Raw genomic sequence first — 25,268 nt, 5'->3', positions numbered from 1 at the left:
GCGTTGGCGTTCCCTGGAACACCCCTCATCCGACCTCGCTTCGCGAGGCCACCTTCTCCCACAAGGGGAGAAGGAAGAAGCGCTACTCCACAGGCTGATCCGCCGGATACGGCGTCCTGAGTAGGATCGCCATGCCTATGGCAAGGAACAGGATGATCACCGCCATGCCGAGCCGCGCCGAATCGCTCACCGCCGTGATGGTCGCCACCAGGAACGGCGCCAGGAAACTGGTCGCGCGCCCGGCCAGCGCATAGATGCCGAAATAGCGGCCGGATTCCGACGCCGTGACGCTGCGCGCCATATAGGACCGCGATGAGGCCTGTACCGGGCCGAAGGCGAGCCCGATCAGCAATCCGTAGAGGATGTAGGCCTTTTCAGCCGCGGTGCCGAACAAGCCCCCGGAATCGGTGGTCGAGAGCTGGATAAGCCCGAGCAGCGTGAAGCCGGGGCCGGCCGAGACGACGCCGATGGTGGCGACCGACAGCATGACCAGAGAAATCATCACCACCGCCTTGGAGCCGAGGGCGGTGTCGAGCCGTGCGGCAATCCAGCAGCCGAAGATGGCGACGACGTTGAGGATGATGCCGAACATGCCGATCTCGGTGATCGACCAGCGGAACATGCCGGCCGCAAACGTGCCGCCGAGCGCCAGCAGCGCATTGACGCCGTCTTGATAAATCATGCGGGCGACGAGAAAGCGGAAGATGCCGCCGCGCCTGCGCACCTCGGCCAAGGTCGACTTCAGCTCCGACAGGCCTTCGCGCACCGCAGGCCCGATCGGGATGCCCTTGATGGCGTCCGGCGTGAAGAGGAACATCGGCAGAATGAACAGGAAATACCAGCCGGCCGACAGCGGCCCGGTGGCGCGGGCATCCTCGCCGAGCTTCGGGTCCAGCCCGAACAGCGGGTCGAGGCCGATGATGGTCTTGCCGGTCTCCTGCGATCCGGCCAGGAACAGCACGACGAAGATCAGCGCGATCATGCCGCCGAGATAGCCAAGCCCCCAGGCCATGTTGGAGATGCGGCCGATCTCGCTCTTGGGCACCAGGCGCGGCATCATGGAATCGTTGAAGACGGTGGAGAATTCAGCCGCCACCGACGCCAGCGAGAACAATGCTACGATCAGGAACAGGTTGGAGCCGGGCGCGGCGAGCCAGAGCAGGGCCAGGCTGGCTATCTTGACCGCGGCGAAGAAGGCGATCCACGGCTTGCGCGGCCCGGTCTGGTCGGCGATCGAGCCGAGGATCGGCGACAGCACGGCGATGACCAGCCCGGCCGCGGCGATGCCGTAGCCCCAGACGGCCTGGCCGGTGGTCGGATCGCTGGCCATGCGCGAAACGAAATAGGGGCCGAAGATGAAGGTGGTGACGACCGTAAAGAAGGGCTGCGCCGCCCAGTCGAACAACATCCACCCCCAGATGCCTCGCCCGGACGCCCGCTGCACTGCTACTTCGGCCATGTCCCCTCCGGTCGCCTTCGTTCGTTGGGCGGTTCACCCCATGTCTGCATGTTTTCCGCTGGTCATGCAAACGGGCACGCGTCGAAGGTCCGAGTGGGGTCTGGCGCTACCCTCCACCCCGCTGCTTCGCAGCCACCCTCCCCACCAGCGGGAGGATGAGGCCACGATGGCTCACATCCCCGTCAGATCGCTCATCAGGCCCGATGCCACCGACAGCCGCGACACGGTGATGTCGCCGCCCTCGGTCAGCGCCTGCAGCCGCTCGCGGGTGCGGCCGATCCTCTCCCCGCCGGCCTCCAGCCACGCCGCCACCGGGTCGGCTGCCCCGGCGTGGTTCGCGAGTGCCGCCACCGCGATGCCGCGCCGCGCGGTCCCGATCGTGTCGGTGGCACGCGACAGGGCGAGCTGGTCGTAATAGTCTGAAGGTGTAATCGAGCGCGCCGCCTCCTCGACGCGCGGGATACGGAAGGCGTCGCTGACCGCGAAGAAGGCCTTCGCCGCGGCGACGATATCGGCTCCTGCCGTTCGCGCCGCCAGCGCGATGTCGGGGATCAGTTCCGCCACATCGGCCAGCGCCAGCTGCGCTGCCAGCCTGTCCGGCGTCCCGGCCTTGAACAATCCATGCCGTTTTTCTTCGATCCGTTCGCGCGAATAATCGGGAAGCAGCGAACCGAGTTTCGGCTCCAGCGCCTTGCGCGCTTCCTGCAATTCGGCAATGCGCTGCGCAAGCGGCGCCGTGCCGGCGTCGTTCTTCAGGTACCAGCCGCTGGTCACGTAGATCAGCCGGCTGACTGCCTGGTAGAGGTCGAGCTGCATCTGGCCGTCGATCTGATTGTCGAGCGCGTCGATCTCGCGATAGAGCGCCGGCAAGGCAAAGCCGTCGCGCACCACGGCAAAGGTGCGCACCACGTCGGCGGCGGTGCGCCCCGTCGCTTCCCGCAACCGGTTGACGAAGGATGGACCGCCACGGTTGACCAGCTCATTGGCCACGACGCGGGCGATGATCTCGCGGCGCAGGCGATGGCCGTGGATCTCGGCGGCGTATTTCTTCGCCATCCGGTCGGGGAAATAACCCAACAGATCGCGGTCGAAATGCGGCTCGTCAGGCACGTCGCTTGCGACGATGTCGGAAAACAGCACGATCTTGGCATAGGCGAGCAGCACGCCGAGCTCGGCCCTGGTCAGCGGCTCGCCGCGCGCCTCGCGCTCGGCAAGGGCCGCCGGCGAAGGCAGCGTCTCGACCGCGCGGTCGAGCAGGCCGCGTGCTTCCAGCGCCGACATGAAGCGGGCCTGGTGTGCGATGTCGGCGAGGCCGCGCTTGCGGGCGATCGAGAGCGCCAGCGTCTGCTGGTAGTTGTTGGACAGGACCAGCTCGCCGACCTCACCGGTCATCTCGGCGAGAAGCTTGTCGCGCGCAGGCCGGGTCAACGACCCTTTGCGCATGGCGGACGCCAGCGCGATCTTGATATTGACCTCGACGTCGGAACAGTTGACCCCGCCCGAATTGTCGATGGCGTCGGAATTGCAACGCCCGCCATTCATGCCGAATTCGATGCGCGCGCGCTGCGTCACGCCGAGATTGGCGCCCTCGCCGATCACCTTGGCGCGCACCTCGAGCGCGGTGATGCGGACGGCGTCGTTGGCGCGATCCCCGACCTCGGCGTTGGTCTCGGTCGAGGCCCGCAAATATGTGCCGATGCCGCCGAACCACAAGAGGTCGACGGGCGCCTTGAGGATGGCACTCATGATCTCGACCGGCGTGGCGGTCGTCTTGTTAAGGCCGATCGCAGCAGCAGCAGCGGCCGGCAAGGTGATCGATTTCTGGCCGCGCGAGACGATGACGCCGCCCTCGGACAGCTTGCTTTTGTCGTAGTCCTGCCAGCTCGAACGGGGAAGAGCGAACATGCGCTGGCGCTCGGCCATCGACGCCGCCATGTCGGGATCGGGATCGATGAAGATGTCGCGGTGGTCGAAGGCGGCGATCAGCCTAGTCTTCGGCGACAACAGCATGCCGTTGCCGAACACGTCGCCCGACATGTCGCCCACCCCAACGACGGAGAAGGGCGTGGTCTGGATGTCGCGGTTCATCTCGCGGAAATGCCGCTTGACCGCCTCCCACGCGCCCTTGGCGGTGATGCCCATCTTCTTGTGGTCATAACCGGCCGAACCGCCGCTGGCGAAGGCATCGTCAAGCCAGAAGCCATGGCTTTCGCTGATGGCGTTGGCGGTGTCGGAGAAAGTTGCCGTGCCCTTGTCGGCGGCAACGACGAAATAGGGATCGTCCTGGTCGCGCCTGACAACGCCGGCCGGCGGGATGACGCCGTCGAGGCCGATATTGTCGGTGATCGACAAGAGGCTGGAGACGAAGTTCTTGTAGGCCGAGGTGCCAGCTTCGAAGATGGCGTCGCGGCCGGCGCTCATCGGTAGCTTCTTCGGATAGAATCCGCCCTTGGCCCCGACCGGCACGATGACCGCGTTCTTGACCTGCTGTGCCTTGACCAGGCCGAGCACCTCGGTGCGGTAATCCTGGGCGCGGTCCGACCAGCGCAGGCCGCCGCGCGCCACCGGACCGAAGCGCAGATGCACGCCCTCGACCTCCGAGCCGTAGACGAAGATTTCCCGCCATGGCCGCGGCTCGGGCAATCCGTCGACCGAGCGCGAATCGAGTTTGATCGCCAGCGACTGGCCCTTGGCTTTCGTATCGGCAACGAAATGATTGGTGCGCAGCGAGGCTTCGATGAGATTGAGGTAGCGGCGGATGATGGCGTCGTCATCGATGTTGGGAACGTCTTCCAGCGCGTCCCTGATCTTGGCCTTGAGATGCTTTGCCGCCACCACGCCTTCCGTCTCGGCGGTCGGCCCGAGCCGGGCGATGAACAGCGCGTGCAGGCCGCGCGCGATCTCGGGATAGCGGTTGAGGGCCGCGGCGATGAAATCCTGGCTCTGCGGAATTCCGGCCTGCTGCAAATAGCGGCCATAGGCGCGCAGAATGGTGATTTCGCCCGACCACAGTCCGGCGGTCTGGGCAAGGCCGTTGTAGCCGTCATTGTCGACGTCGCCGCGCCACACCGACAGGAACGCGTCCTCGAACAGCGCGCCGCCATTGCTGAGGTCGATCGGCTTTCCGTAGCTGTTCTCGAGCTCCATGTCGTGGATGAAGACCGTGCCGGGCTGATCCCCATTGATCATGCCGGGCTGGTCACTATTGCCGGCCTGGTCGTCGCGGACCTCGAAGGTGCGCTCGCTGATGACGCGGAAGCCGATGTTTTCCAGCACCGGAACGCGCCGCGACAGCGCCACCGGGCTGCCATGGTGATAGATTTTCAGCGCCGCCTGGTGCGGCTTCTGCTCGGCATGGCGATAGTAATCGATGGCGATCGGATTGCCGGCGCTGATCTTGGCGATACGCCCGGCATCGACCAGCGCCACACCGGCGCTGAAGGAGTCCCGGTAGCTTTCCGGAAATCGTGCCGCGATCCTCTTCAGCGCCGGGTCGCTGCCGCTGGTTTCCGCCGCCTCGGAAAGGGCGTCCTCCCAGGTGCGCACGATGTCGCGGATCGCCGCCTCGATCGTTGCCTGTTCGATCTTCGGCGTCTTGCCGCCGGAGCGGCCGATGATGAAATGCACGCGCGCCAGCCCGCCTTCCGGGAAGGCCGGGTAGTAGGCCGACAGCCGGCCTTCGAACACCGTCTTGAGGTAGGTGCCGACCTTCTCGCGCACGACGCTGTCGTAACGGTCGCGCGGCACGAAGACGAGGATGGAGACGAAGCGGTCGAACTGGTCGGCGCGCACCAGTGCCCGCACGCGCGGCCGCTCTATGAGGCCCAGAATGGCCGCGGCATGCTTCCTCAGGATCGGCACCGGCACCTGGAAAAGCTCGTCGCGCGGATAGCTCTCCAGCACGTTGATCAGCGCCTTGCCGGAGTGGTCGTGCCGGTCGAAACCGGATTTTGCTATGACGGTTTCGGCCTTCGATCTGAGATAGGGGATCTTCATCACCGAGCGCGTGTAGGCGGTCGATGTGAACAGGCCGACAATGCGCAGTTCGCCCGCCAGCGCGCCCTTGGCGGTGTAGGTCTTGATGCCGATATAGTCGAGATAGATGCGCCGGTGCACGGAAGACTTGGCATTGGCCTTGGTGACGATCAGCGGCTCCGGCCCATGCAGGAAGGCTCGGATCTCCGGCGTTGTCGTCACCGCTTCGGTGCCGCGCCGCAGCACCAGCACGTCCAGATCGGACAATATGCCCAGGCCGGGCTTGTCGGCACGCTCCAGCGTGCCGCTTTCCTCGCCGCCGACATATGTGAATTCGCGCATGCCGAGGAAAGTGAAATTGTCGTCGCGCAGCCACTCCAGGAAGGCGATCGCCTCGGCCACGCTCTTCTTGTCCAGCGGCACCGCCGAATAGCGGAATTCCGAAATCGCCTGGTCGAGGCGGGCCAACATCGGCTTCCAGTCGCTGACGGCGGAATGGACCTGGCCGAGTATCTTGCGCAGCCGCTCGGCCAAGCCGTTCGCCTGCTCCGGGGTCAGCCGGGGAATATGGACGTGAATGACGCTCAGCCGGTCGTGGCTGCCGTCGTCCCTGGCGAAATTGCCGTCGCCGAGAATTTCCTCGACCCCGTCCTTGCCATGGCGCACGGTGATGACGGGGTGGGTGACCAGGGTCGGCTCGCCGGCACTCTCGGTGATCTCGCCGAGTATGGAATCGAACAGGAAAGGCATATTGTCGTTGACGACGGTGACGATCGTGACGGGTCGGCCCTCGCGAACGACACCGGAATCGGTATCGACGGCGACGGCGCACGCGCCCTTCTTGTGACCGGCGACGGCGCGGCCGGCGAGATCCGCAGCGCGTTCGAGGTCCGCCACCTCATAGGCGGCAATGTCTTCTGCAGGCGCGCGGGCGAGCAGGTAGTCGGCGAGCCTGGCTGGCCTTTCCTGCGTCTTCGGCATCGCCGTGGCTTTCTTCTTCGACCTGCTCGCCGATTTCACGCTGGCCATGACGCTTCTTTCCTCCCGTCGTATGCTTTTGCGGACATCTGTAGCAGATGACCGCTATTTGGCGACAAAGGTTTGACGGCGTGCCAAGAATTATCGCAATTCGGCGGCAGCCGGCGACCAACGAGGAGGAATGCCATGACCGACAAGATCACCGCGCTCGATCTCGCCGCTGCTGAGCTGAGCGATGCGACCAGGACCTATTTCGCCAAATGCGAGGAGAAGCTCGGCCTGGTCCCCAACGTGTTGCGCGCCTATGCCTTCGACGACAAGAAGCTGCGTGCCTTCACCGACATGTACAATGATCTGATGCTGGGCGATTCAGGCCTGTCGAAGCTGGAGCGCGAGATGATCGCGGTCGCCGTCTCCTCCATCAACCATTGCTACTACTGCCTGACGGCGCATGGCGCCGCCGTGCGGCAGCTGTCGGGCGACCCTTCGCTCGGCGAGATGATGGTGATGAATTTCCGCGCCGCCGACCTTTCACCGAAGCAGACCGCGATGCTGGAATTCGCGGTCAAGCTGACAGAGGAGCCGGCCAAGATCGTCGAAGCCGACCGCGCGGCGCTGCGCATGGCCGGCTTCACCGACCGCGACATCTGGGACATCGCCTCCACGGCCGCCTTCTTCAACATGTCGAACCGGGTGGCGGCGGCAATCGATATGCGGCCGAACCCCGAGTACCACGCCATGGCAAGGTGACGAGCAGGGCCTGACCTTGCCATACATTAGCTGTCTCTCATTCTCATTGCTTGTTTCCCGGTTTGGTCCGATGATCGCCGGGCGGCATGATCCGCATGCCGGTTCGATGCCGCCGACAAGGGAGGAGAACATGGCGAAATTTCTCTATGTCTATCACGGCTCCGGCAAGATGCCGGCCGAGGAGGCCGAACGCAAAGCGGCCATGGATGCCTGGAACGGCTGGTACGGCAAGCTCGGCTCGGCCGTGGTCGATGGCGGCAATCCGGTCGGCATGTCGAAGACGGTGCTGCCCGACGGCAAGGTCGAGAACAATGGCGGCAGCAACCCGACCGCCGGTTACACAATCATTGAAGCAGATGACATCGACGACGCCGTCGGCAAAGCCAAGGAATGTCCTATCCTGATGAACCCGGCTTTCAGCGTTGAGATCGCCCCGATCATTGAAATGAAGTGACGTAGCGTCCGTTTTAAGCCTGATCTCTCTTGCCGAAGCACCGCTTCGGTTGGGAGGATGTCCTATGATCGCGCCGCGATCGCCGCGGCTGCACCGGCCATGGTGGTGGCGCTGACGCGGTTGGCGATTCTCATGGCGCGCTTGCTCTTCAGGAGCTTGCGCGCCTGGGCGGCGGCCAGCACCCAGGCGAGGTCGATGACCACTAGGACCACGGCCATGGTCGCGGTCAGCTCGACCCAGCCGACCACCGTCACCGAAGCAAGGTCGATGATGGTCGGCAGCAAGGCCAGGTAGAACATCATGATCTTGGGGTTGCCGAGCGTCACGGCCATGCCGGCGAAGAACAGTTTGCCGGCCGAATCCTCGCGCGGCATCTCGCCTTCCTTCGCTTCGACGGGCGCCGTCCACATCTTCCAGGCGAGAAAAGCGAGATAGGCGACGCCGACCCATTTGACGATGACGAAAGCGAAATGGAAGGTCTGCGCCACCACCGCCAGCCCGAACACCGCCAGCGACAGCCAGATGCCCTCGCCGATCCACATGGCGAGCAGGAACGGGAACACGTCGCGAAATCCCTTGGCGATGACGCGGGCGACGAGTGCCGCGATCGAAGGGCCCGGCGAACCGGCGGCCACGAAGAGCGCGGCGGCGAAGATCAGGAGCGAGGTGAGGTGCATGGCGAGGATCTCGGCTTGAAAAACCTTCGATGCCAGACATTAGCGCAAGCGATCGAGCTTCGGTAGCATCAACATGCTTGCCGGCCCGGCATCTCGCGGCTAGATAGATCGCCGCGAAACAATTTCGAGCTTCACTTTGCCTACGTAACCGCCGGTCTCGTCAACTCCCCCGACACAATGCATGGCGCCGCCACAACGGTGCCTTTTTCCATTTCATGTGTTCCTCTGGGCGGCGGTTCGAGACCGGTTTGGCACTGCTGAGCCGCTGTCGCATGCGCCGCGACGCCCGATTCCAAGAACCGCAGCCTACCGCCACGCCGTGCCCGCCTGGGTATCTCGACATAGCCGAGCTGATGAACTTCCCGACGGGAAGGGCTTACCGGCATGTCTTCTACCTTGCGCATCCGCTGGACGATCGCACCTCAAACCGCACCACGCCCCCTGACCACCTGCAATCGCTGCGGCGGCGTCAAAGCCCATCGCAGCAGCGGCAAATTTCGCGTCAACGCCAATGGCAAACGCATCGATGTCTGGCTGATCTATCGCTGCATCGACTGCGACAATTCCTGGAATTTCGGCATCTTCGAACGCTGCAACCGCCGCGACATCGAACCGGAACTGCGGCGGGCGCTCGAAGGCAACGACCCGGCACTGGCGCGGCGCTACGCCTTCGACATCGTCGCACTGCGCAACCGGGTGGGGCGGGTCGAGGAGTTCCCCGATGTCGCTGTTCGCAAGCATCGGCTCGGCAACATAGACGAGAACGCAACTGCGCTTGAAATCAGGCTCGTGCTTGAAATGCCGACATCGTTGCGGCTCGATCGCCTGCTCGCCGGCGAACTCGGCATCTCGCGGTCGAGGCTTCAGGCGCTGGAGGAGAAGCGGCGGCTGGTTGTCGCTCCCGACGGCGCCAGGGCTTTGCGTAAGCCGGCGCGTGCGGGAACGACGATCCACATCGATCTGACCGGCGAACCTGACCGGCAGGTCGTCATCTCAGCAGCGGCAGGGTGACATTAATAAAAAAGGTCATTCTGCACTTGAGTATGTCGCCGGAACTATCTCAGCAGTGTCGGCCCACCATGGTCATCGTCGCGCATCTTGCGGCGCTCCAAGCGAGCCATGCTCAAAATGCCACTTAGGTGAGTGATCAGTTGGTTGACGCCCACCTTAAAAACATCTCGCGGCGTGGCATCTGCCGGAGCCTTCATCATCATGGAAAACTCATGCCACCTAAGCGAGAGGCACCATCCGCGAATTGGCTCTATGTCAAACGCTGCCTCAAGTTGGTGTGCGAACTTGTTGCGAATTTTGCCAACGGCGCGAAGGTCGTCACGCACCGTCTTGCAGATTAGTCCGAGACAGTAAGACGCGGTTACCCGGCTTGAAAACGTGCCCAACGGACAGTCTAAACCAACCATCCTCTTCGATTCTTTCTCGTCATCTACCATGAAGTTGACGAGCATATGCTCAAGGATGTTATCGAGAAACGTGGCGCCGACTAAAGCAATGGCACGTTCGTCCACCGTCTCCCGCTCGTTGAACAGACTATGAAACGCCAACAGCGCGTCGTGATGTTGCCAGTAGCGTTCCAAGTCTTTGCCGGCAATGACAGCCATGGTTCGCCTATTTCGTTCGTGCCTTCTGGCGCCTGCCTCTACGCCGCGCCGACGGCCTTGGATGATTTCTCGAAGCGCTTGCGCTCGTTGGGGTCGAGATAGAGCTTGCGCAGACGGATGGTCTTCGGCGTCACCTCGACCAGCTCATCGTCCTGGATCCAGGCCAGCGCGCGCTCCAACGTCATGCGGATCGGCGGTGTCAGCTTGACCGCCTCGTCCTTGCCGGCGGCGCGGATGTTGGTCAGCTTCTTGCCCTTCAGCACGTTCACTTCCAGATCGTTGTCGCGGGAGTGGATGCCGATGATCATGCCTTGATAGACCTTGACGCCCGGATCGATGACCATCGGGCCACGATCCTCCAGGTTCCACATGGCATAGGCGACGGACTCGCCCTGCTCGTTGGAGATCAGCACGCCGTTGGTGCGGCCGGGCAGTTCGCCCTTATAGGGCTCATAGGCATGGAACAACCGGTTCATCACGGCGGTGCCGCGCGTATCGGTCAAGAGTTCCGACTGGTAGCCGATCAGGCCGCGCGTCGGCGCGTGGAAGACGAGGCGCTGTCGGTTGCCGCCGGAGGGGCGCAATTCGACCATCTCGGCCTTGCGCTCGGACATTTTCTGCACGACGACGCCGGCATGCTCCTCGTCGACGTCGATGACGACTTCCTCGACCGGCTCCAGCAATTCGCCGTTCTCGCCCTTCTGCATGACCACGCGCGGCCGCGACACGGCGATTTCAAAGCCCTCGCGGCGCATGGTCTCGATCAGCACGGCAAGCTGCAATTCGCCACGGCCCGACACGAAGAAGGAATCCTTATCGGGCGATTCCTCGATCTTGAGCGCGACATTGCCTTCGGCTTCGCGCAGCAGGCGGTCGCGGATGACGCGGCTGGTCACCTTGTCGCCTTCCGTGCCGGCCAGCGGTGAATCGTTGACGAGGAAAGACATGGTCACGGTCGGCGGATCGATCGGCTGCGCATGCAGCGGCTCGCTCACGCTCGGGTCGCAGAACGTGTCGGCGACGGTGCCTTTGGACAGGCCGGCAATGGCGACGATGTCGCCCGCCTGCGCTTCCTCGATGGGCTGGCGCTCGAGGCCGCGGAAGGCCAGGATCTTGGAGATGCGGCCGGTTTCGATCTGGGTGCCGTCATGATGCAGCACTTTGACCGCCTGGTTGGCCTTCAGCGTGCCGCTTTCGATGCGGCCGGTGATGATGCGGCCGAGGAACGGATTGGCTTCCAGGATGGTGCCGATCATGCGGAACGGGCCGGGATGCACGGTCGGCGCGGGCACATGCTTGAGGACGAGGTCGAACAGCGGCGACAGGCCTTGGTCCTTGGGACCTTCCGGATTTTCCGAGACCCAGCCGTCGCGGCCCGAGCCATAGAGGATCGGGAAGTCGAGCTGCTCGTCGGTGGCGTCGAGCGCGGCAAACAGGTCGAACACCTCGTTGACCACCTCGACATGGCGGGCGTCCGGCCGATCGATCTTGTTGATGACGACGATGGGCCTCAAGCCGACCTTGAGCGCCTTGCCGACGACGAATTTGGTTTGCGGCATCGGGCCTTCGGCGGCGTCGACCAGCACGATCGCCGAATCCACCATCGACAGGATGCGCTCGACTTCACCGCCGAAATCGGCGTGGCCGGGGGTGTCGACGATGTTGACCCGGGTGCCCTTCCAGTCGACCGAGGTCGCCTTGGCCAGGATGGTGATGCCGCGTTCCTTTTCGAGGTCGTTGGAATCCATGGCGCGTTCGGCGACGCGCTGATTGTCGCGGAAGGCGCCGGATTGTTTCAGAAGCTGGTCGACAAGGGTGGTCTTTCCATGGTCGACGTGCGCGATGATCGCGATATTGCGGAGGTTCATGATCTGGTCTCGGGAGCGTTGCAGGCAGCAGGCCAAAAGGCGCTGCCTCTTTCGGTTGCGCGGCTCATACAGGGTTTTTCGCAATTGCGAAAGAGGAAGCGCGACACCAAATAATCATCAAATCTTAAGCATCGCCATGTGAAATGGTTTTGTTAACCAAGGCGGGAACCTTTTGCGGGCCCGGGCAGTTCGAACACCATGACCAACGCAGTCGTCAAATTTCGGCCGATTCTCGCAACCGCGGCCCTCGCCGTGCTGCTGGCTGCCGGCGCCGCCCAATCCGCGGCGACGCTCAAGGAAGCGCGGCCCGCTCTGCCGAACGATATCCCGAGCGCAGAACAGGTCTTTGCGGATGCGCCCGATGGCGTCGACCCGGTCGTAACGGGACCGGTCAGCGCGGCCTTCAAGCAAAGGCAGGAAAGCGCCAACTGCGATAGCGCGGTTTGGCCCAACGTCCCGACGGTCTGCTATCCAGACTGATCGGCTGCGCGCCGTCGGCGAAGCCGCCAATCTCGCCCTTATCGAAAGATCGCCTATCTGGCCGACGGCACCCTCGTTCGAAGGCGCATTATGCCGCCTGCGGCTCCGGGTCGAACGCCGGCCGGCTGGTGTTGATCAGGAGCGAGATACAGGCGGCGGCAATTGCGGTCATGCCGGCGATCAGGAATGCCAGTTCGTAATTGCCCTGCAGTTCGCGCATGGTGCCGCCGAAGAAGGCGGCGGTTGCCGCGCCCACCTGGTGGCCGGCGACGATCCAGCCGAACACGATCGGGCCGCTGCGGTCGCCGAAGGCTTCATTGGCGAGCCGCAACGTCGGCGGCACGGTGGCGATCCAGTCGAGGCCGTAAAGCACGGCGAAGATGATCAGGCTGGTCGCCGAGAAGCCGGAATAGGGCAGATAGATCAGCGAAAGGCCGCGGATCGCATAATAGACGCCGAGCAGCTTGCGCGGATCGAAACGGTCGGTGAGCCAGCCCGACAGTGTGGTGCCGATCAGGTCGAAAATGCCCATCATCGACAGCAGGCCGGCCGCTTGCACCTCGTTGATGCCCATGTCGCCGCAAAACGCGATGAGATGTGTGCCGACCAGTCCGTTGGTGGTGAAACCGCAGACGAAGAAGGTGGCGAACAGATACCAGAAGACGCGCGTGCCGGCGGCGCGGCGCAGCGTGGTCAGCGTGTGGGTCAGGAAGTTGCCTTGTGCCGCCGGCGGTACCGGCGGCACGTCGTCGGCTTCCGCGCCATAGCGCACCATGCCGATCGATGCCGGGCGTTCCGGCACCAGCAGCAGCACCAGCGGCACGAGACAGGCCGTCGCGAGGGAGATGGCGACCACGACCGGCTTCCAGCCGCCTGACTGCGCCAGCGAGGCCAGCAGCGGCAGGAAGACCAGCAGACCGGTGGCGCTGGAGGCCGACATCAAGCCCATGACGAGACCGCGATTGGTCTTGAACCAGCGGTTGACGATGGTGGCGCCGAGCACGGTGGCGACCGCGCCGGAGCCGACGCCGGAAAACACGCCCCAGGTGATCAGCAGATGCCATGGCTTGGTCATCAGCAGGCTGAGCGCGGTGGAGGCCGACATCACGACAAGCGCGGCAAGCAGCGTGCGCCGCAGCCCGATCCGTTCCATCAGCGCGGCGGCAAACGGCCCGGTGAGGCCGTAGAGGAAGATGCCGACCGCGGCGGCCAGCGACACCACGTCGCGCCGCCAGCCGAAACTTTCCTCCAGCGGCAGCATCATGACGGCTGGCGCGGAGCGCAGGCCGGCCGCGATCAGTAGGCAGAGAAAGATGACGGCGACCACGACGAAAGCGTAGCGCTGGCCAAACGGACGGGATTGAGCTAGCATGTTACTGACCGGTACGTTGCAGGGTGGAACATGTATACGTACCGATCGGTAACAGTGTCAACCGAGACCGCGAATGCCACCAGACAATAAAATTGAACCGTCCATCAGCAGCGCTCACGCGTCGGCTCCGCCGAAGGCGGCGGAAAAGATACTCGGCGTGGCGCGCGACCTGTTCTACAGGCGAGGCATCAGGGCAATCGGCGTCGACGAGATCGTCAGGCGCGCCGGGGTCACGAAGCCCAGCCTCTATCGCAGCTTCCCCTCCAAGGACGAATTGGCCGCCTCTTATCTGCGCCAATACGATCTCGAGTTCTGGGAACGCTTCGACGAGGCGGTGGACGCCTATCCCGGCGATCCGCGCGCGCAAATCCGAGCCTTCCTGACCCGCGTCGGCAAGCGCACGCAGAAGCCTGACTATCGCGGCTGCGGCATGACCAATGCGGCCGTAGAATATCCCGAGCGCGGCCATCCGGCGCGCGTGGTGAGCGAGGACAACAAGCAGGAACTGCGCCGCCGCCTGCGCGCCATGGCCGCCGCGATGGATGCCGCCGACGCCGACACGCTGGGCGATGGTCTGCTGCTTCTGATCGAAGGCGCCTATATCAGCGGCCAGTTGTTCGGAGCCGGCGGCCCGGCGGCGTCGGTAGCCATGAACGCCGATCTGCTGATCGAGGCGAGCTTGAAGAAATAGTGTTTGGCGATAGGCTGCTGCGACCTTCAACGGAGATGTCCGCGATGCGCAGCCTGGTTCTTCCGCTCGTTCTCGCCAGCGTCTGCCAGGCAGCGCATGCCGGCGAGATATCGAGCGCCTACACCGATCTCGACTGGAAGAACGACTGCGTCACCTATGCGCAGGCCGGGGACGGCGATGGCGACTGGGCCGACCTCGCCTGTTCGGGCTATCGTGGATACCCGGTGCTGATCGCCTATGACGATGCGCGCGAATCGCTGTTTTATGGTTTCCCGCCCGGCGGCGACATGACATCGGTCTGGGAAAGTTTCTCCGGCTTTAATTCCTCAGGCGCCAGGATCGAGTGGCGCATCGAGACCGACGGCGACAAGACGGTGCCGTTCGCGGTCATTCACCGCCGCTCGATCAGCAATCCGGAAGACGAAAAGAAACCCACCGACGTGCTGCTCGTCTCCAAGGTCGCGCAAATGGATGCGCGCGACGGCTGCACGGTCGCGCTGGTGCTGGCTACAGGAAATCCTGCTGCCAACGATCAGGCGCGCAAGCTTGCCGACGAGAAAGCACGGTCCTTCGCCTGCGGCAAGGATCGGCGCACCGTCATCGGCGAGGTGCCGGCTTTCGGACGCGTCGACAATTGAAGGACAAGCGTTCGCCGCTCGCCGGCGCGTCAAAGGCTTCGGGTTGACGCGCCCTCGTCATCGCCGCTGGGAACAGCAGTGTCTCGGGGCGCGCGGATCTGCTTGTTGTGGGCTCAGCCGTAGATCTGCTTGTGGACCTGATAAAGCATTTCCGAGCGGTCGGCGCGCATATCGGCCAGATCGCGGCTGGAGAAGCTGTCGATTTCAGCGACGAGGCGGTTATAGTGCTTGCGCTTGGCAATGCTGCTGCGGGCGCGGGTCAAGAGGCTGTCGAGGATCATAGCGAGTTTCCTTCTGTGCCGCATTTGGCGGCCGGTTCTTCCTCCCTTGATCGATACGGAGCATGACATAGGAATGGTGCATCGCAAAAAGAAGATGTTGCAATGCACCATTGCGCTATGTGCATAGCCGGTTAATGGCGCCTGAACGCCATCCCCGGCGCCGGCGCGTTGCCCTTCGCGTGATGGGAATGCCTGTTCCTGTCGTTTTGTCTTACAAATTGCGGAAATGTCATCGCCGCCGACCTTGCCATATCGATCTCCTGCTGGCTTGATCGCCGCCGGATTGCCAACGTTACCGGGAGGAAAGAATGGCCGCCGCCGACTATGAAATTCTCGATCCGCGTTTTGCGCGGCTGTTCAACGGCAATGCGCAAGTGGACAAGCTCTTCACCGGCTGCCGATGGGCGGAAGGGCCGGCCTGGTTCGCCGCAGGCCGCTATGTCGTCTGGTCGGACATCCCGAACAACCGCATGATGCGGTACGACGAGACTGACGGCAGCGTCAGCGTGTTTCGGCAGCCATGCGGCAATTCCAACGGCAACACCGTCGACCGGCAGGGCCGGCTGGTGACCTGCGAGCATTCGGGGCGCCGCGTCAGCCGCACCGAGTTCGACGGTTCGGTCACCACCATCGCCGCCAAATGGAAGGGCAAGCGGCTGAATTCGCCCAATGACGTGGTGGTCAAGTCGGACGGCTCGATCTGGTTCACCGATCCAACCTACGGCATCGACACCGATTACGAGGGCGACAAGGCCGAAAGCGAGATCGGCGCCTGCCATGTCTACCGGGTCGATCCCGGCACGGGCGAGGTCGAGGCCGTCATCACCGACATGGTCAGGCCGAACGGGCTCGCTTTCTCGCTCGACGAGAGCAAGCTCTATGTCGTCGACACCGGCCGCACGCATGGCGCGCAGAACCCGGCGCACATGCGGGTATTCAATGTCGGCGAGGGCGGCAAGAAGGTCTCGGGTGAAAAAGTCTTCGCCGATTGCACCGCGGGCCTGTTCGACGGCTTCAGGCTCGATGATGCCGGTCGCATCTGGACCAGCGCCGCCGACGGCATCCATTGCTACGATCCGGACGGAACGCTGATCGGCAAGGTCAAGGTGCCCGAGGTGACCGCCAATTGCGTGTTCGGCGGCGCCAAGCTGAACTGTCTCTACATCGCCGGCACCACCTCGCTCTACATGGTCCGGCTGATGGTGAACGGCGCCAAGACCTACTGAGCTGAAATATAAGGGGAGGACGTCATGCCATTCGTCAACATCCGCATCGTCAAGGAAGTGATCGCCGCCGATCCGGCCGGCAAGAAAGCCGACATCGCCAAAAAAGTCACGGCGGCGATCATGGACGCCACCGGGCTCGGCAATGACGATGTCTGGGTGGTCTTCGAGGAGGTCAATGCCCGCGACTGGTACGTCGGCAAGACTGATGTCGAGACGTTGAGGAAGGGGTAGGCGCTAACGCGCGCGAATGAAATCGGCGAAAGCGGACAACGCATCGCGCATTGCCAGCACGTTCGCCTGCCCTCCCAGGACGGCCTCCACCTCAGCCGGCCTCTTGCCGAGCAGCCCGATCTCCAGCTCGCCGTCATGAAGCGCGAACGACATGGTGCGCATGATCTCCGCCAATGCGGCGCGGGCATGGAGCGAGCGCGGCGAGGCGTGCACGAGCATGGCCGGTTTGTCGACGGCGGCGTCGCGCGACACCAGCCAGTCGAGCGCATTCTTCAGGCCGCCTGGCACGCCATGCGCATATTCCGGGCATGAGATGATGACGCCATCGGCGGCGGTGACGGCATCGATAAGCCTGGATGCTTCGGATGGCGTTCGCTCACCCTCGTCGTCGGGGTTGAAGATCGGCAGCAGGCCGAGCCCTTCATGGATGGCGACGCGGCAGCTCTCTGGCGCGTTCCGCGCCAGTGCCGCGACCAGGGCCGAATTGGTGGAGGCCGCCCGCAGGCTGCCGGAAATGGCAAGGAGGTTCAGCAAGGCGACGCTCGGACGAATCTTCGCGCACGCTACCACATTGTCTGCTTGTATTCGTCGTCCAGCCAGCGGTCGGTCGCCTCGGCCGAATCGGCGAGCGCCAGCTGGTCGCGCAGGATCTGGCCGAGCGTCGGCAGCGTGGCGCGGTCGTACCAGCTGTCGGGCTTCCACAGATCGGAGCGCATGAAGGCCTTGGCGCAATGCATGTAGGCGGCCTTGACGGCGACGACGACGACGCTCTGCGGCTCCTTGCCGTCGACGGCCAGCCGTTCGCGCAAACCCGCATCGACGGTGATGCGGGCATCACCATTGACGCGCAGCGTCTCGTTCATGCCGGGAATGAGGAACAGCAGCCCGACCGACGGATTGAGCAGGATGTTCTCCAGCGTATCCAGTCGGTTGTTGCCGGGCCGGTCGGGGATGGCGATGGTCCTGTCGTCAAGCACGGCGGCGAAGCCTGGCTTGTCGCCTTTGGGCGTCACATCGGCATTGCCTTGGCCGTCGGAGGAGCCGATCAGCACGAAGGGGCTCTTGCCGATGAAGGAGCGGCAATGGCCGTCCAGCGCCTTCAATTCCTTGCGGATCGAACCATCCGTCGGACGCGGCGTCTTGTAGATCGTCCGCAGCTCTTCGCGCGTGGTGACGAATTCCATGGCACTCCCCCATATTGCAAGCTTTATTTGCCCGCCTTCTCTTCGCCGCCGGCCTTGTCATCCAGTGAATGGCGCAGGATCAGCGGCATCTGGCTGAAGGTGAACAGAAGCGTGATCGGCATGATGCCCCAGACCTTGAAGGTAACCCAGGCATCGGTCGAGAAATTCCGCCACACCACCTCGTTGACGAGAGCCAGGAACAGGAAGAACAGGCCCCAGCGGAAGGTGAGTTTTCTCCAGCCCTCGGCATCGAGCCTGAAGGCGGAATCGAAGACGTAGCCGAGCAGAGATCTGCCGAAGAACAGCCCGCCGAGCAGCACGCCGCCGAACAGCGTGTTGACGATGGTCGGCTTCATCTTGATGAAAATGTCGTCCTGCAGGTAGAGCGTCAACGCGCCGAAAATGAAGACGACGACGCCCGACACCATCGGCATGATCGGCAAGGTGCGGGTCAGCAGCCAGGAAGCGACCAGTGCGATCGCGGTGGCGGCCATGAAGAGGCCGGTGGCGACGAAGATCGGGCCGCCGAATTCAGCCAGCGCCGGGAATTTCTGCGTCAGCCATTCGCCTCGCGCATTTGCGAAAAAGAACACAAGCAGCGGCCCTAGCTCGAGAACGAGCTTGAGCAGCGGGTTGACGCCTTCCTTCTTCTCTTTCTGCGGGTCGGACGGATCGCGTTCGAGAATGGGTGGGTTCATATCTTCCTTCTTACGCACGATCCGGTTGAGGCAACTTCCGGGATCATGCCGTTACGCAACGCCAGCGATCGCCCTGGCGAATTCGCTTGCCGAGAACGGTTCGAGGTCGTCGACCTGTTCGCCGACGCCGATGAAATAGACCGGCAATCTGTGTTTTGCCGCGATCGCCACCAGAATACCGCCACGCGCCGTGCCGTCCAGCTTGGTCATCACCAGGCCGTTGACGCCCGCGATGTTGCGAAAGATCTCGACCTGGTTGAGCGCGTTCTGGCCGGTTGTGGCGTCGACCGTCTGCAGCACGGTGTGCGGCGCTTCCGGATCGAGCTTGCCTAGCACGCGCACGATCTTCTCGAGCTCCGCCATCAGCTCGGCCTTGTTCTGCAGGCGGCCGGCCGTGTCGATGATCAGCACGTCGGATCCGGCTTCCTTCGCTTTCTCGAAGGCATCGTAGGCGAGACCGGCGGCATCGGCGCCGAGCTTGGAGGCGATGACCGGCGATTTCGTCCGCTCGCCCCAGATCTTGAGCTGCTCGATGGCGGCGGCGCGGAACGTGTCGCCTGCGGCCAGCATCACCGACAGGCCGCCATCGGTCAGTTTGGCCGCCAACTTGCCGATGGTCGTGGTCTTGCCGGTGCCGTTGACGCCGACCACCAGGATGACATGCGGCTTGTGGCTGAGGTCGAGTTCCAGCGGCAGGGCGACGGGGGTCAGCACCTTCTCCACCTCCTGCGCCATCACGGTGCGGACCTCGGCGTCGGAGACATCCTTGCCGTAGCGGCTGGCGGCCAACGCATCGGTGACGCGCAAGGCGGTCTCCAGCCCGAGATCGGCGCGGATCAGCACGTCCTCCAGGTCCTGCAGCGTGTCGTCGTCGAGCTTGCGCTTGGTGAAGACGCCGGCAATGTTGCCCGACAATTCGCGCGAGGAGCGGGCAAGCCCGTCCCGCATGCGCTGGAACCAGGAGCGCCGCGGCGCCGGCTCCGACGCCTTCTGCGGCTCGGCCTTCTGCTCCACCTTTTTGGCGACCGTCACCTTGACGGGGGAGGGCGTGGACTTCGGCGCGGGAACTGCCTCAGGTTCCGGCGCGATTTCGGCGCGTACAGGCTGCGGCTCGATGGGCGCAGGCTGGCGAATTGGCGGCGAGATTTCGGCGGCGGTTTCGGCACTGGGTGCCAGGTTCTCGACAGGTCGGCGCTGCCCCTCACCCTTACCCTCTTCCCGTGAATGACGGGGAGAGGGAGGCGTTGGCGTTGCAGCTTCTTCGTTCTCCCCGTCACTATACGGGGAGAAGGTGCCTGCAGGCGGATGAGGGGCGGCGCCGGCCTGTGAAGGCTGCGCGGAAGACGGTGTCGCAGGAATCTCGATTGGCGCCGGTGTCTCGATCGGAACTTCGGCGGGAGTCGGCACTTCGACGGGTACCGGTTCCGGCAGCTGCTCCGGGCGCGACGGGACAATTTCCGGCTCGGCTGGCGCTGGTGGCGGTAGCTCCTGCGGCCGCGGTTCGGGCGCAGGCTCCGGAATGGCCGGGGGTGTCGGAACTTCCTCGGGGGCCGGCGGCTCCGGGCGCTCGGGCGTCGGTGCCGGTTCCTCTTCCGGCGGCGGCTGCGGCAGCGGTTCCGGCTCGGGCGGAACGGCCGGCGCCGGCACCGGCGGAATGGCCGGGGCAGGCTCGGGAGTCGGCTCCTCGGGCGGCGCGGGCTCGACGGCAGGCTGAGCCTGGGTTTCCTCCCGCTTCAGGAATTCCGGAACGGCCTGCTCGGCCGCCGGCTTCAGCGCTTCGAGCTGATCCCATTTGATCGGCGGCAGCGGGGCGGTCTCGTCGACGCGCTCCTCGACGACCTCCTTCTTGCCGAACGAAAATATCTTCTTGAAGAACCCGGCCATCTCTTGCGTTTCTCAGGCGGCGCGGGCGGCAAGCGGAGCCGTGATCAGCCGGGCGCCGTCATGGCCGGTGACTGTTGCTTCAACGATCTCGCCCGGCGCGCCGGTGGCGAGCGCGGCAAGCGTAAACCCTTCGGTGCGGCCGAGCCCGTCGCGCTCGATCAGGATCGACTGGCGCGTTCCGGAGAGCGACGACAGATGGCGGCGATATGCAGTCTCGCCGGCGGCGCGCAGGCGGGCGGCGCGCTGCTTGACCACTTCGCGGCGGACCTGCGGCATGCGCGCGGCGGGCGTGCCTTCGCGCGGCGAAAACGGGAAGACGTGCAGATGGGTCAGCCCGCATTCCTCGACGATCTTTGCCGAATTCTCGAACATCGCTTCCGTCTCGGTCGGGAAGCCGGCAATGATGTCGGCGCCGAAGACGACGTCGGGGCGCAGCTTGCGCACGTCCTCGCAGAAGCGGATCGACTGGTCGCGCAGATGCCGGCGCTTCATGCGCTTCAAAATCATGTCGTCGCCCGATTGCAGCGACAGATGCAGATGCGGCATCAGCCGGGGCTCGGTGGCCATGGCGTCGAGCAAATCGTCGTCGGCCTCGATGGAATCGATGGAGGAGAGGCGCAGGCGCTTCACGTCCGGCACCTGGCGAAGGATGCTCTTCACCAGCCTGCCGAGTTTCGGCGCGCCCGGCAGGTCGGCGCCGAAACTGGTCATGTCGACGCCGGTCAGCACAATCTCGGCATAGCCATTGCCGGTGAGCCGCTTGACCTGCTCGACCACGGCGCCCATCGGCACCGAGCGTGAATTGCCGCGACCATAGGGGATGATGCAGAAGGTGCAGCGGTGGTCACAGCCATTCTGCACCTGCACGAAAGCGCGTGCCCTGCCCTCGATGGCATCGACCATATGGCCGGCGGTCTCGCGTACGGAGAAGATGTCGTTGACGCGCGCCTTCTCGCTGTCGTTGACGCCGAAATCTGGCAGCGCGCGATAGGAATTGGCCTTCAGCTTCTCCTCGTTGCCGAGGACGAGATCGACCTCGTCCATGGCAGCGAAATTCTGCGGCTCGGTCTGCGCCGCGCAGCCGGTGACGATAATGCGAGCCTCAGGATTGTCGCGGCGCGCCTTGCGGATCGCCTGTTTGGCCTGGCGCACCGCCTCGCCGGTGACAGCACAGGTGTTGAAGATGACGGCGCCACCCGCCAGCGCACCGAGACCGGCGGTTTCGGCCTCGCGCCGCATCACCTCGGATTCATAGGTGTTCAGCCGGCAGCCGAAGGTCACCATCTCGATGCGATTGGGGCCCTTCGCCACATCGCCGTCCTTGAAAGGAGCGGGCATCAGGCCGCGCTTTCGGTGTCGCGCGCCCAAGCGCCGCTCGAGGGATCGAAGCTGCCGGAAAACTCCCATTCGGCGGCGCCGGTCAGGATGACATGGTCATCGTCGCGCCATTCCACATTCAGCGTGCCGCCGCCGGGGGTCAGCAGGCTGACGCTGCGTCCGGTCCGCCTGGTGCGGGCCGCGGCGACCACCGAGGCACAGGCGGCCGTGCCGCAAGCCTTGGTCAGGCCGGCGCCGCGTTCCCAGGTGCGGATGATCATGCTGTCGGGCGAGCTTACCTGCGCGATGGTGATGTTGGCGCGCTCGGGGAAGATCGGATGGTTTTCGAGCAGCGGACCGAAGCGATCGAGTTCGTAGGACCAGACGTCGCGGTCGACCCAGAAGATGGCATGCGGATTGCCCATGGAGACGACCGAGGGCGAATGCAGCACCGGGGCGTCGATCGGGCCGACCTGCAATTCGATCATGCGGGTATCGCGAAACTCCTCGGCGAGCGGAATGTCCCGCCAGCCGAAGCGCGGCGTGCCCATATCGACCGAAATCGAGCCATCGGCATGTTCCTGCGCATTGAGGATCCCGGCGACGGTCTCGAAGGTGAATGTCTTTTGTCCGGTCTCGGCGGCCAGCGCCTGGACGACGCAGCGCATGCCGTTGCCGCAGGCCTGCGCGCCTGAGCCGTCCGAATTCAATATGTCGACGAAATAGGCCGTGCCCGGCGTCCGCGCGTCATGGACCGCCATGATCTGGTCGAACCGCGTCGAGGCATCGGCGTTGAGCGCGATCGCCGCCGCCGCCGTCACCCGGTCGGCACGGCCGCGCATGTCGGCAACGATGATCTCGTTGCCGATGCCGTTCATCTTGGCGAAGGGGGCGGTGCCTGCCATTTCTTCCGGTCATTCCGTGCTGTTTGCCGCTATATGGCGGAAAAGGGCGGGAATTACCAGTGCATCGCGCCTTCAGGTGACGGCGAAGACGCCGAGCAGGATCAGCAGGAAGATGATCAGGACGATGCCGATCAGGATGCGCGCGCCGGTGGCGGCCGCACCCGCTAATGCGGGCATGCCAAGCAGGCTCGCAGCGGCGGCGATAATCAGGAGAATGATGATCCATCTGAGCATGGAAATGCCTCGCGAAGCGATAGAATGTGACCCCGTCCACAAACGCGCCGGTAGCGCTTGGGTTCCGCGGCCGCATCCGGACTCGTCAGGGCACGTCCCAGACCTCGCCCGGCCGCAAGGCGCGAAACCGCTCGCGCGGCAGGCCCTCGGCTTCCAGCGCCTCGTCGAGCTTGCGTGCCGGCTCGTCGATCGGTTCGTCGGTGAGCTGGAACGTGCCCCAATGGCAACCGGCCGCATAGGCGGCGTTGCACAATGTCATGCCTTGCACCGCCTCCTGCGGGTTCTGGTGCTGGGAGGCCATGAACCAGCGCGGCTCATAGGCGCCGATGGGCAGGATGGCGAAGCGGAAGCCGCCGTGCTTGTGAGCCATGAGCCGGTAGTTGATGCCGTTGTGGAAACCGGTATCCCCTGCGAAATAGATCCTGCCGGCCGGCGTCTCGATGACGAAGCCGGCCCACAGCGCCATGCGCCGGTCGCGTGTGCCGCGCGCCGACCAGTGATGCGCCGGCTCGACATGGACGGCCACGCCACCGATGTCGACCCTGTCGCCCCAGTCATGCGCCGACAGCCGCATGCCGGGAACCGCGCCGACAATGAGGACGTCATTGCCGAGCGGGGTCATCACCAGCGGGTCGTGCCGGGCCTTGAGCTGCTTCAGCGTCGCGATGTCGAGATGGTCGTAGTGATTGTGGCTGACCAGCACGAGATCGATCGGCGGCAGGTCGGCCAGGGCGATGCCCGGCACATTGACGCGTTTTGGCCCGACGAAGGAGAACGGCGAGGCCCGCAGCGACCATACCGGGTCGGTGAGGATGTTCAGGCCCGCGGTCTGGACCAGCAGCGTGGAATGACCGACCATGGTCACGGTCAGGCCGGCCCCCTCGACACGCGCGGGCGGCTTTGCCTGCGGAAAGGGACTCGGATTGGTGGCCGGCCATTTCGAGCGCTGGCCGTTGAACTGCCATTTCAGCAGATCGGCGAAACGCGCCGGCGGCTGGCCGCCGGGATTGAAGAACAAGGTTCCGTCGAAATGATCGCTGGGCGGGCCGTTGTAGTAGCGATTGGCGGCTTTCGGTCTCGCAGCCAATTTGCGGCTCCAGCGAATTTCGTCTTGATAGACATAAGCCCTGTGCCGGCTGGCGCAAGCGTTTGCCGGCCGAATGCCAAGGGCCGGGCTGCCGGCTCGAGTAGGATCGGACGAGGGAGGACGACGCCATGGCGATGAAGCGGACCAGGACACCGTGGATGAAAGCCGGGGATTTCGGCCGCTCACTGGCGCGCGGCATCGGCGTCAACCTTCTGGTGAGCGACATGGCGGCCATGGAAGCCTTCTGCCGCGACGTGCTCGGCGCCGATATCGTCTATGCCGACGAGGATTTCGCGGCAATCGAGCTGCTGGGCTCGGTGTTCATGCTGCACGCCGACCATTCCTATCTCGGCAATGCCATGACACGGATGATCACCGGCGCCGAGACACGCGGCGCCGGCATCGAGCTGCGTCTTTACGGCGCCGACCCGGATGCGGTCGAGGCCGCCGCGCGCGATCATGGCCATATCGTGCTGGCCGGAGCGATCGATAAGCCGCACGGCCTGCGCGAGAGCTATGTCGTCGGGCCGGACGGCTATATATTCGTACCGAGCGCTCCGCTGGCAGGATGATTGCGACAAATTTGCAACAATTCTTGGCGCAAACCCTATTTTAACCATATCGGGTTGAAATTTCGCCACCTTCTCCATCTTGGTGGGGGTGACATTGTGCGGACGGCAGCCCCGCCGGATCCGACGGAGGTTGGAATGACTTTTTCGAAAACCGGCCTGGTGGCCGTATCGCTGGCGGCGCTCGTTGCGAGCGGCTGCTCAACCTCACGGTTCTCCTCGATGGATGACCAGCAGCCGGCGCCGCTGCAGCCGGCGCCCTCCGGTCAGGTGACGGCCAACCAGTTGCCGCCCCCAGCTTCTCCCGGCACCACGGATCCGTCGCAATTCCCGACCGCGCCGCAGAACAGCCAGGTCGCCTCCTTGCCGCCGGACGGTTCGGCGCCGGCGGGTGCGCCGGACCTGACCGCGGCCAGTGTCGCCGGTGTGTGGAACGCCAGCGTTTCCGGCCAAAGCTGCAAGGTGGCGACGCCGCAGACCAAATTCGGCGCCGGCTTCCGCGCCGGACCACTGCATTGCCCGGCGCCGATCGACGGCATCAAGTCGTGGAACGTCGCCGGCAAGCAGTTGACCCTCTATGACGAGAACGGCGGCACGCTGGCGCGGCTCTATTCCTCGGGCGGCTCGAAATTCGACGGCCAGACTTCCAATGGCCTGCCGATCTCGCTTACAAGGTAAGCCAAGCCCCTCGACA

Annotated in this window: 25 protein-coding genes; 10 read left to right on the top strand and 15 right to left on the bottom strand. The window is 64.3% G+C overall.

Translation table 11 applies throughout. From position 1 onward, the window contains the following. Nucleotides 1-82: 82 nt before the first annotated feature. Together LB566_RS16455 and LB566_RS16450 are read right to left on the bottom strand one after the other, a co-directional pair. The gene (locus LB566_RS16455; protein WP_224625161.1) at nucleotides 83-1,459 is read right to left on the bottom strand and encodes an MFS transporter; all 1,377 of its coding nucleotides are present in this window, start codon (nucleotides 1,457-1,459) and stop codon (nucleotides 83-85) included. A gap of 171 nt (nucleotides 1,460-1,630) precedes the next feature. Continuing rightward, the gene (locus LB566_RS16450; RefSeq protein ID WP_224625160.1) at nucleotides 1,631-6,463 is read right to left on the bottom strand and encodes an NAD-glutamate dehydrogenase; all 4,833 of its coding nucleotides are present in this window, start codon (nucleotides 6,461-6,463) and stop codon (nucleotides 1,631-1,633) included. Between the two features lie 135 nt (nucleotides 6,464-6,598). On the opposite strand from LB566_RS16450, the gene LB566_RS16445 reads away from it, so the two are divergent. Then, a complete protein-coding gene (locus LB566_RS16445) occupies nucleotides 6,599-7,162 on the top strand; it encodes a peroxidase-related enzyme (RefSeq protein WP_224625159.1) in 564 nt (187 codons plus the stop codon). 130 nt (nucleotides 7,163-7,292) lie between these two features. Beyond that, the gene (locus tag LB566_RS16440; RefSeq protein ID WP_224625158.1) at nucleotides 7,293-7,616 is read left to right on the top strand and encodes a hypothetical protein; all 324 of its coding nucleotides are present in this window, start codon (nucleotides 7,293-7,295) and stop codon (nucleotides 7,614-7,616) included. A 62-nt stretch (nucleotides 7,617-7,678) separates the two neighbouring features. Here the strand turns inward: LB566_RS16440 and LB566_RS16435 are convergent, their stop codons facing one another. Further along, nucleotides 7,679-8,293 carry a LysE family translocator gene (locus tag LB566_RS16435; RefSeq protein WP_224625157.1) on the bottom strand — a complete coding sequence of 205 codons (615 nt, stop codon included), beginning with the start codon at nucleotides 8,291-8,293 and terminating at the stop codon, nucleotides 7,679-7,681. Between the two features lie 384 nt (nucleotides 8,294-8,677). Between LB566_RS16435 and LB566_RS16430 the strand changes: the two genes are divergently transcribed. Beyond that, a complete protein-coding gene (locus LB566_RS16430; protein WP_224625156.1) occupies nucleotides 8,678-9,304 on the top strand; it encodes a DUF1062 domain-containing protein in 627 nt (208 codons plus the stop codon). 44 nt (nucleotides 9,305-9,348) lie between these two features. Here LB566_RS16430 and LB566_RS16425 read toward each other — a convergent pair whose 3' ends face one another. Together LB566_RS16425 and typA are read right to left on the bottom strand one after the other, a co-directional pair. Beyond that, entirely contained in the window at nucleotides 9,349-9,909 is a 561-nt protein-coding gene (locus LB566_RS16425; RefSeq protein WP_224625155.1) for a hypothetical protein, read from the bottom strand. A gap of 38 nt (nucleotides 9,910-9,947) precedes the next feature. Next, nucleotides 9,948-11,777: a translational GTPase TypA gene (gene typA / locus LB566_RS16420; protein ID WP_224625154.1), complete on the bottom strand. Its 1,830-nt coding sequence runs from the start codon at nucleotides 11,775-11,777 to the stop codon at nucleotides 9,948-9,950. A 198-nt stretch (nucleotides 11,778-11,975) separates the two neighbouring features. Here typA and LB566_RS16415 point away from each other — a divergent pair, with 198 nt between their 5' ends. Then, the gene (locus tag LB566_RS16415; RefSeq protein WP_140550746.1) at nucleotides 11,976-12,257 is read left to right on the top strand and encodes a hypothetical protein; all 282 of its coding nucleotides are present in this window, start codon (nucleotides 11,976-11,978) and stop codon (nucleotides 12,255-12,257) included. 88 nt (nucleotides 12,258-12,345) lie between these two features. Here LB566_RS16415 and LB566_RS16410 read toward each other — a convergent pair whose 3' ends face one another. Beyond that, a complete protein-coding gene (locus LB566_RS16410) occupies nucleotides 12,346-13,629 on the bottom strand; it encodes an MFS transporter (protein ID WP_224625153.1) in 1,284 nt (427 codons plus the stop codon). A gap of 73 nt (nucleotides 13,630-13,702) precedes the next feature. Here LB566_RS16410 and LB566_RS16405 point away from each other — a divergent pair, with 73 nt between their 5' ends. Next, nucleotides 13,703-14,320 (top strand): TetR/AcrR family transcriptional regulator, encoded by a 618-nt coding sequence (locus LB566_RS16405; RefSeq protein WP_224625152.1) that lies wholly within the window; start codon nucleotides 13,703-13,705, stop codon nucleotides 14,318-14,320. Nucleotides 14,321-14,364: 44 nt separating this feature from the next. Beyond that, entirely contained in the window at nucleotides 14,365-14,958 is a 594-nt protein-coding gene (locus LB566_RS16400; protein ID WP_224625151.1) for a hypothetical protein, read from the top strand. Between the two features lie 113 nt (nucleotides 14,959-15,071). Here the strand turns inward: LB566_RS16400 and LB566_RS16395 are convergent, their stop codons facing one another. Continuing rightward, nucleotides 15,072-15,239, bottom strand: a complete 168-nt coding sequence (locus LB566_RS16395) for a hypothetical protein (protein ID WP_140550742.1) — start codon at nucleotides 15,237-15,239, stop codon at nucleotides 15,072-15,074. A 308-nt stretch (nucleotides 15,240-15,547) separates the two neighbouring features. Between LB566_RS16395 and LB566_RS16390 the strand changes: the two genes are divergently transcribed. Both LB566_RS16390 and LB566_RS16385 read left to right on the top strand, forming a co-directional pair. Then, nucleotides 15,548-16,465, top strand: a complete 918-nt coding sequence (locus LB566_RS16390; protein WP_140550741.1) for an SMP-30/gluconolactonase/LRE family protein — start codon at nucleotides 15,548-15,550, stop codon at nucleotides 16,463-16,465. A 24-nt stretch (nucleotides 16,466-16,489) separates the two neighbouring features. Beyond that, nucleotides 16,490-16,696: a tautomerase family protein gene (locus LB566_RS16385; RefSeq protein ID WP_013892236.1), complete on the top strand. Its 207-nt coding sequence runs from the start codon at nucleotides 16,490-16,492 to the stop codon at nucleotides 16,694-16,696. A gap of 3 nt (nucleotides 16,697-16,699) precedes the next feature. On the opposite strand, the gene LB566_RS16380 is transcribed toward LB566_RS16385, so the two are convergent. From LB566_RS16380 to LB566_RS16345, 8 genes are all read right to left on the bottom strand, one after another. Beyond that, nucleotides 16,700-17,230, bottom strand: a complete 531-nt coding sequence (locus LB566_RS16380) for an NADPH-dependent FMN reductase (RefSeq protein WP_224625150.1) — start codon at nucleotides 17,228-17,230, stop codon at nucleotides 16,700-16,702. Between the two features lie 29 nt (nucleotides 17,231-17,259). Continuing rightward, nucleotides 17,260-17,880 carry a pyridoxamine 5'-phosphate oxidase family protein gene (locus LB566_RS16375; protein WP_140550739.1) on the bottom strand — a complete coding sequence of 207 codons (621 nt, stop codon included), beginning with the start codon at nucleotides 17,878-17,880 and terminating at the stop codon, nucleotides 17,260-17,262. 23 nt (nucleotides 17,881-17,903) lie between these two features. Then, nucleotides 17,904-18,578, bottom strand: a complete 675-nt coding sequence (locus LB566_RS16370; protein WP_140550738.1) for a septation protein A — start codon at nucleotides 18,576-18,578, stop codon at nucleotides 17,904-17,906. 51 nt (nucleotides 18,579-18,629) lie between these two features. Next, complete coding sequence (ftsY, locus tag LB566_RS16365) at nucleotides 18,630-20,462, bottom strand: signal recognition particle-docking protein FtsY (protein WP_224625149.1); 1,833 nt, start codon at nucleotides 20,460-20,462, stop codon at nucleotides 18,630-18,632. Nucleotides 20,463-20,474: 12 nt separating this feature from the next. Beyond that, complete coding sequence (mtaB, locus tag LB566_RS16360; RefSeq protein WP_224625148.1) at nucleotides 20,475-21,800, bottom strand: tRNA (N(6)-L-threonylcarbamoyladenosine(37)-C(2))-methylthiotransferase MtaB; 1,326 nt, start codon at nucleotides 21,798-21,800, stop codon at nucleotides 20,475-20,477. Then, nucleotides 21,800-22,684, bottom strand: a complete 885-nt coding sequence (gene dapF / locus LB566_RS16355) for a diaminopimelate epimerase (RefSeq protein ID WP_224625147.1) — start codon at nucleotides 22,682-22,684, stop codon at nucleotides 21,800-21,802. Before dapF ends, mtaB begins: the two co-directional genes overlap by 1 nt. A 72-nt stretch (nucleotides 22,685-22,756) precedes the next feature. Further along, nucleotides 22,757-22,918 carry a DUF1328 family protein gene (locus LB566_RS16350; RefSeq protein ID WP_140550734.1) on the bottom strand — a complete coding sequence of 54 codons (162 nt, stop codon included), beginning with the start codon at nucleotides 22,916-22,918 and terminating at the stop codon, nucleotides 22,757-22,759. 85 nt (nucleotides 22,919-23,003) lie between these two features. Continuing rightward, the gene (locus tag LB566_RS16345; RefSeq protein ID WP_224625146.1) at nucleotides 23,004-24,005 is read right to left on the bottom strand and encodes an MBL fold metallo-hydrolase; all 1,002 of its coding nucleotides are present in this window, start codon (nucleotides 24,003-24,005) and stop codon (nucleotides 23,004-23,006) included. Between the two features lie 128 nt (nucleotides 24,006-24,133). Between LB566_RS16345 and LB566_RS16340 the strand changes: the two genes are divergently transcribed. Next, a complete protein-coding gene (locus LB566_RS16340) occupies nucleotides 24,134-24,577 on the top strand; it encodes a VOC family protein (protein WP_224625145.1) in 444 nt (147 codons plus the stop codon). Nucleotides 24,578-24,712: 135 nt separating this feature from the next. Beyond that, nucleotides 24,713-25,252, top strand: a complete 540-nt coding sequence (locus tag LB566_RS16335; protein ID WP_140550731.1) for a protease inhibitor Inh/omp19 family protein — start codon at nucleotides 24,713-24,715, stop codon at nucleotides 25,250-25,252. The last annotated feature ends 16 nt before the right edge of the window (nucleotides 25,253-25,268 follow it).

This window comes from Mesorhizobium sp. CA13 (genome assembly GCF_020165235.1).
In the GTDB taxonomy this organism is placed as follows: domain Bacteria; phylum Pseudomonadota; class Alphaproteobacteria; order Rhizobiales; family Rhizobiaceae; genus Mesorhizobium.
The sequence above is the reverse complement of the archived record's forward strand: the minus strand, read 5'-3'. Positions and strand labels throughout refer to the sequence as shown.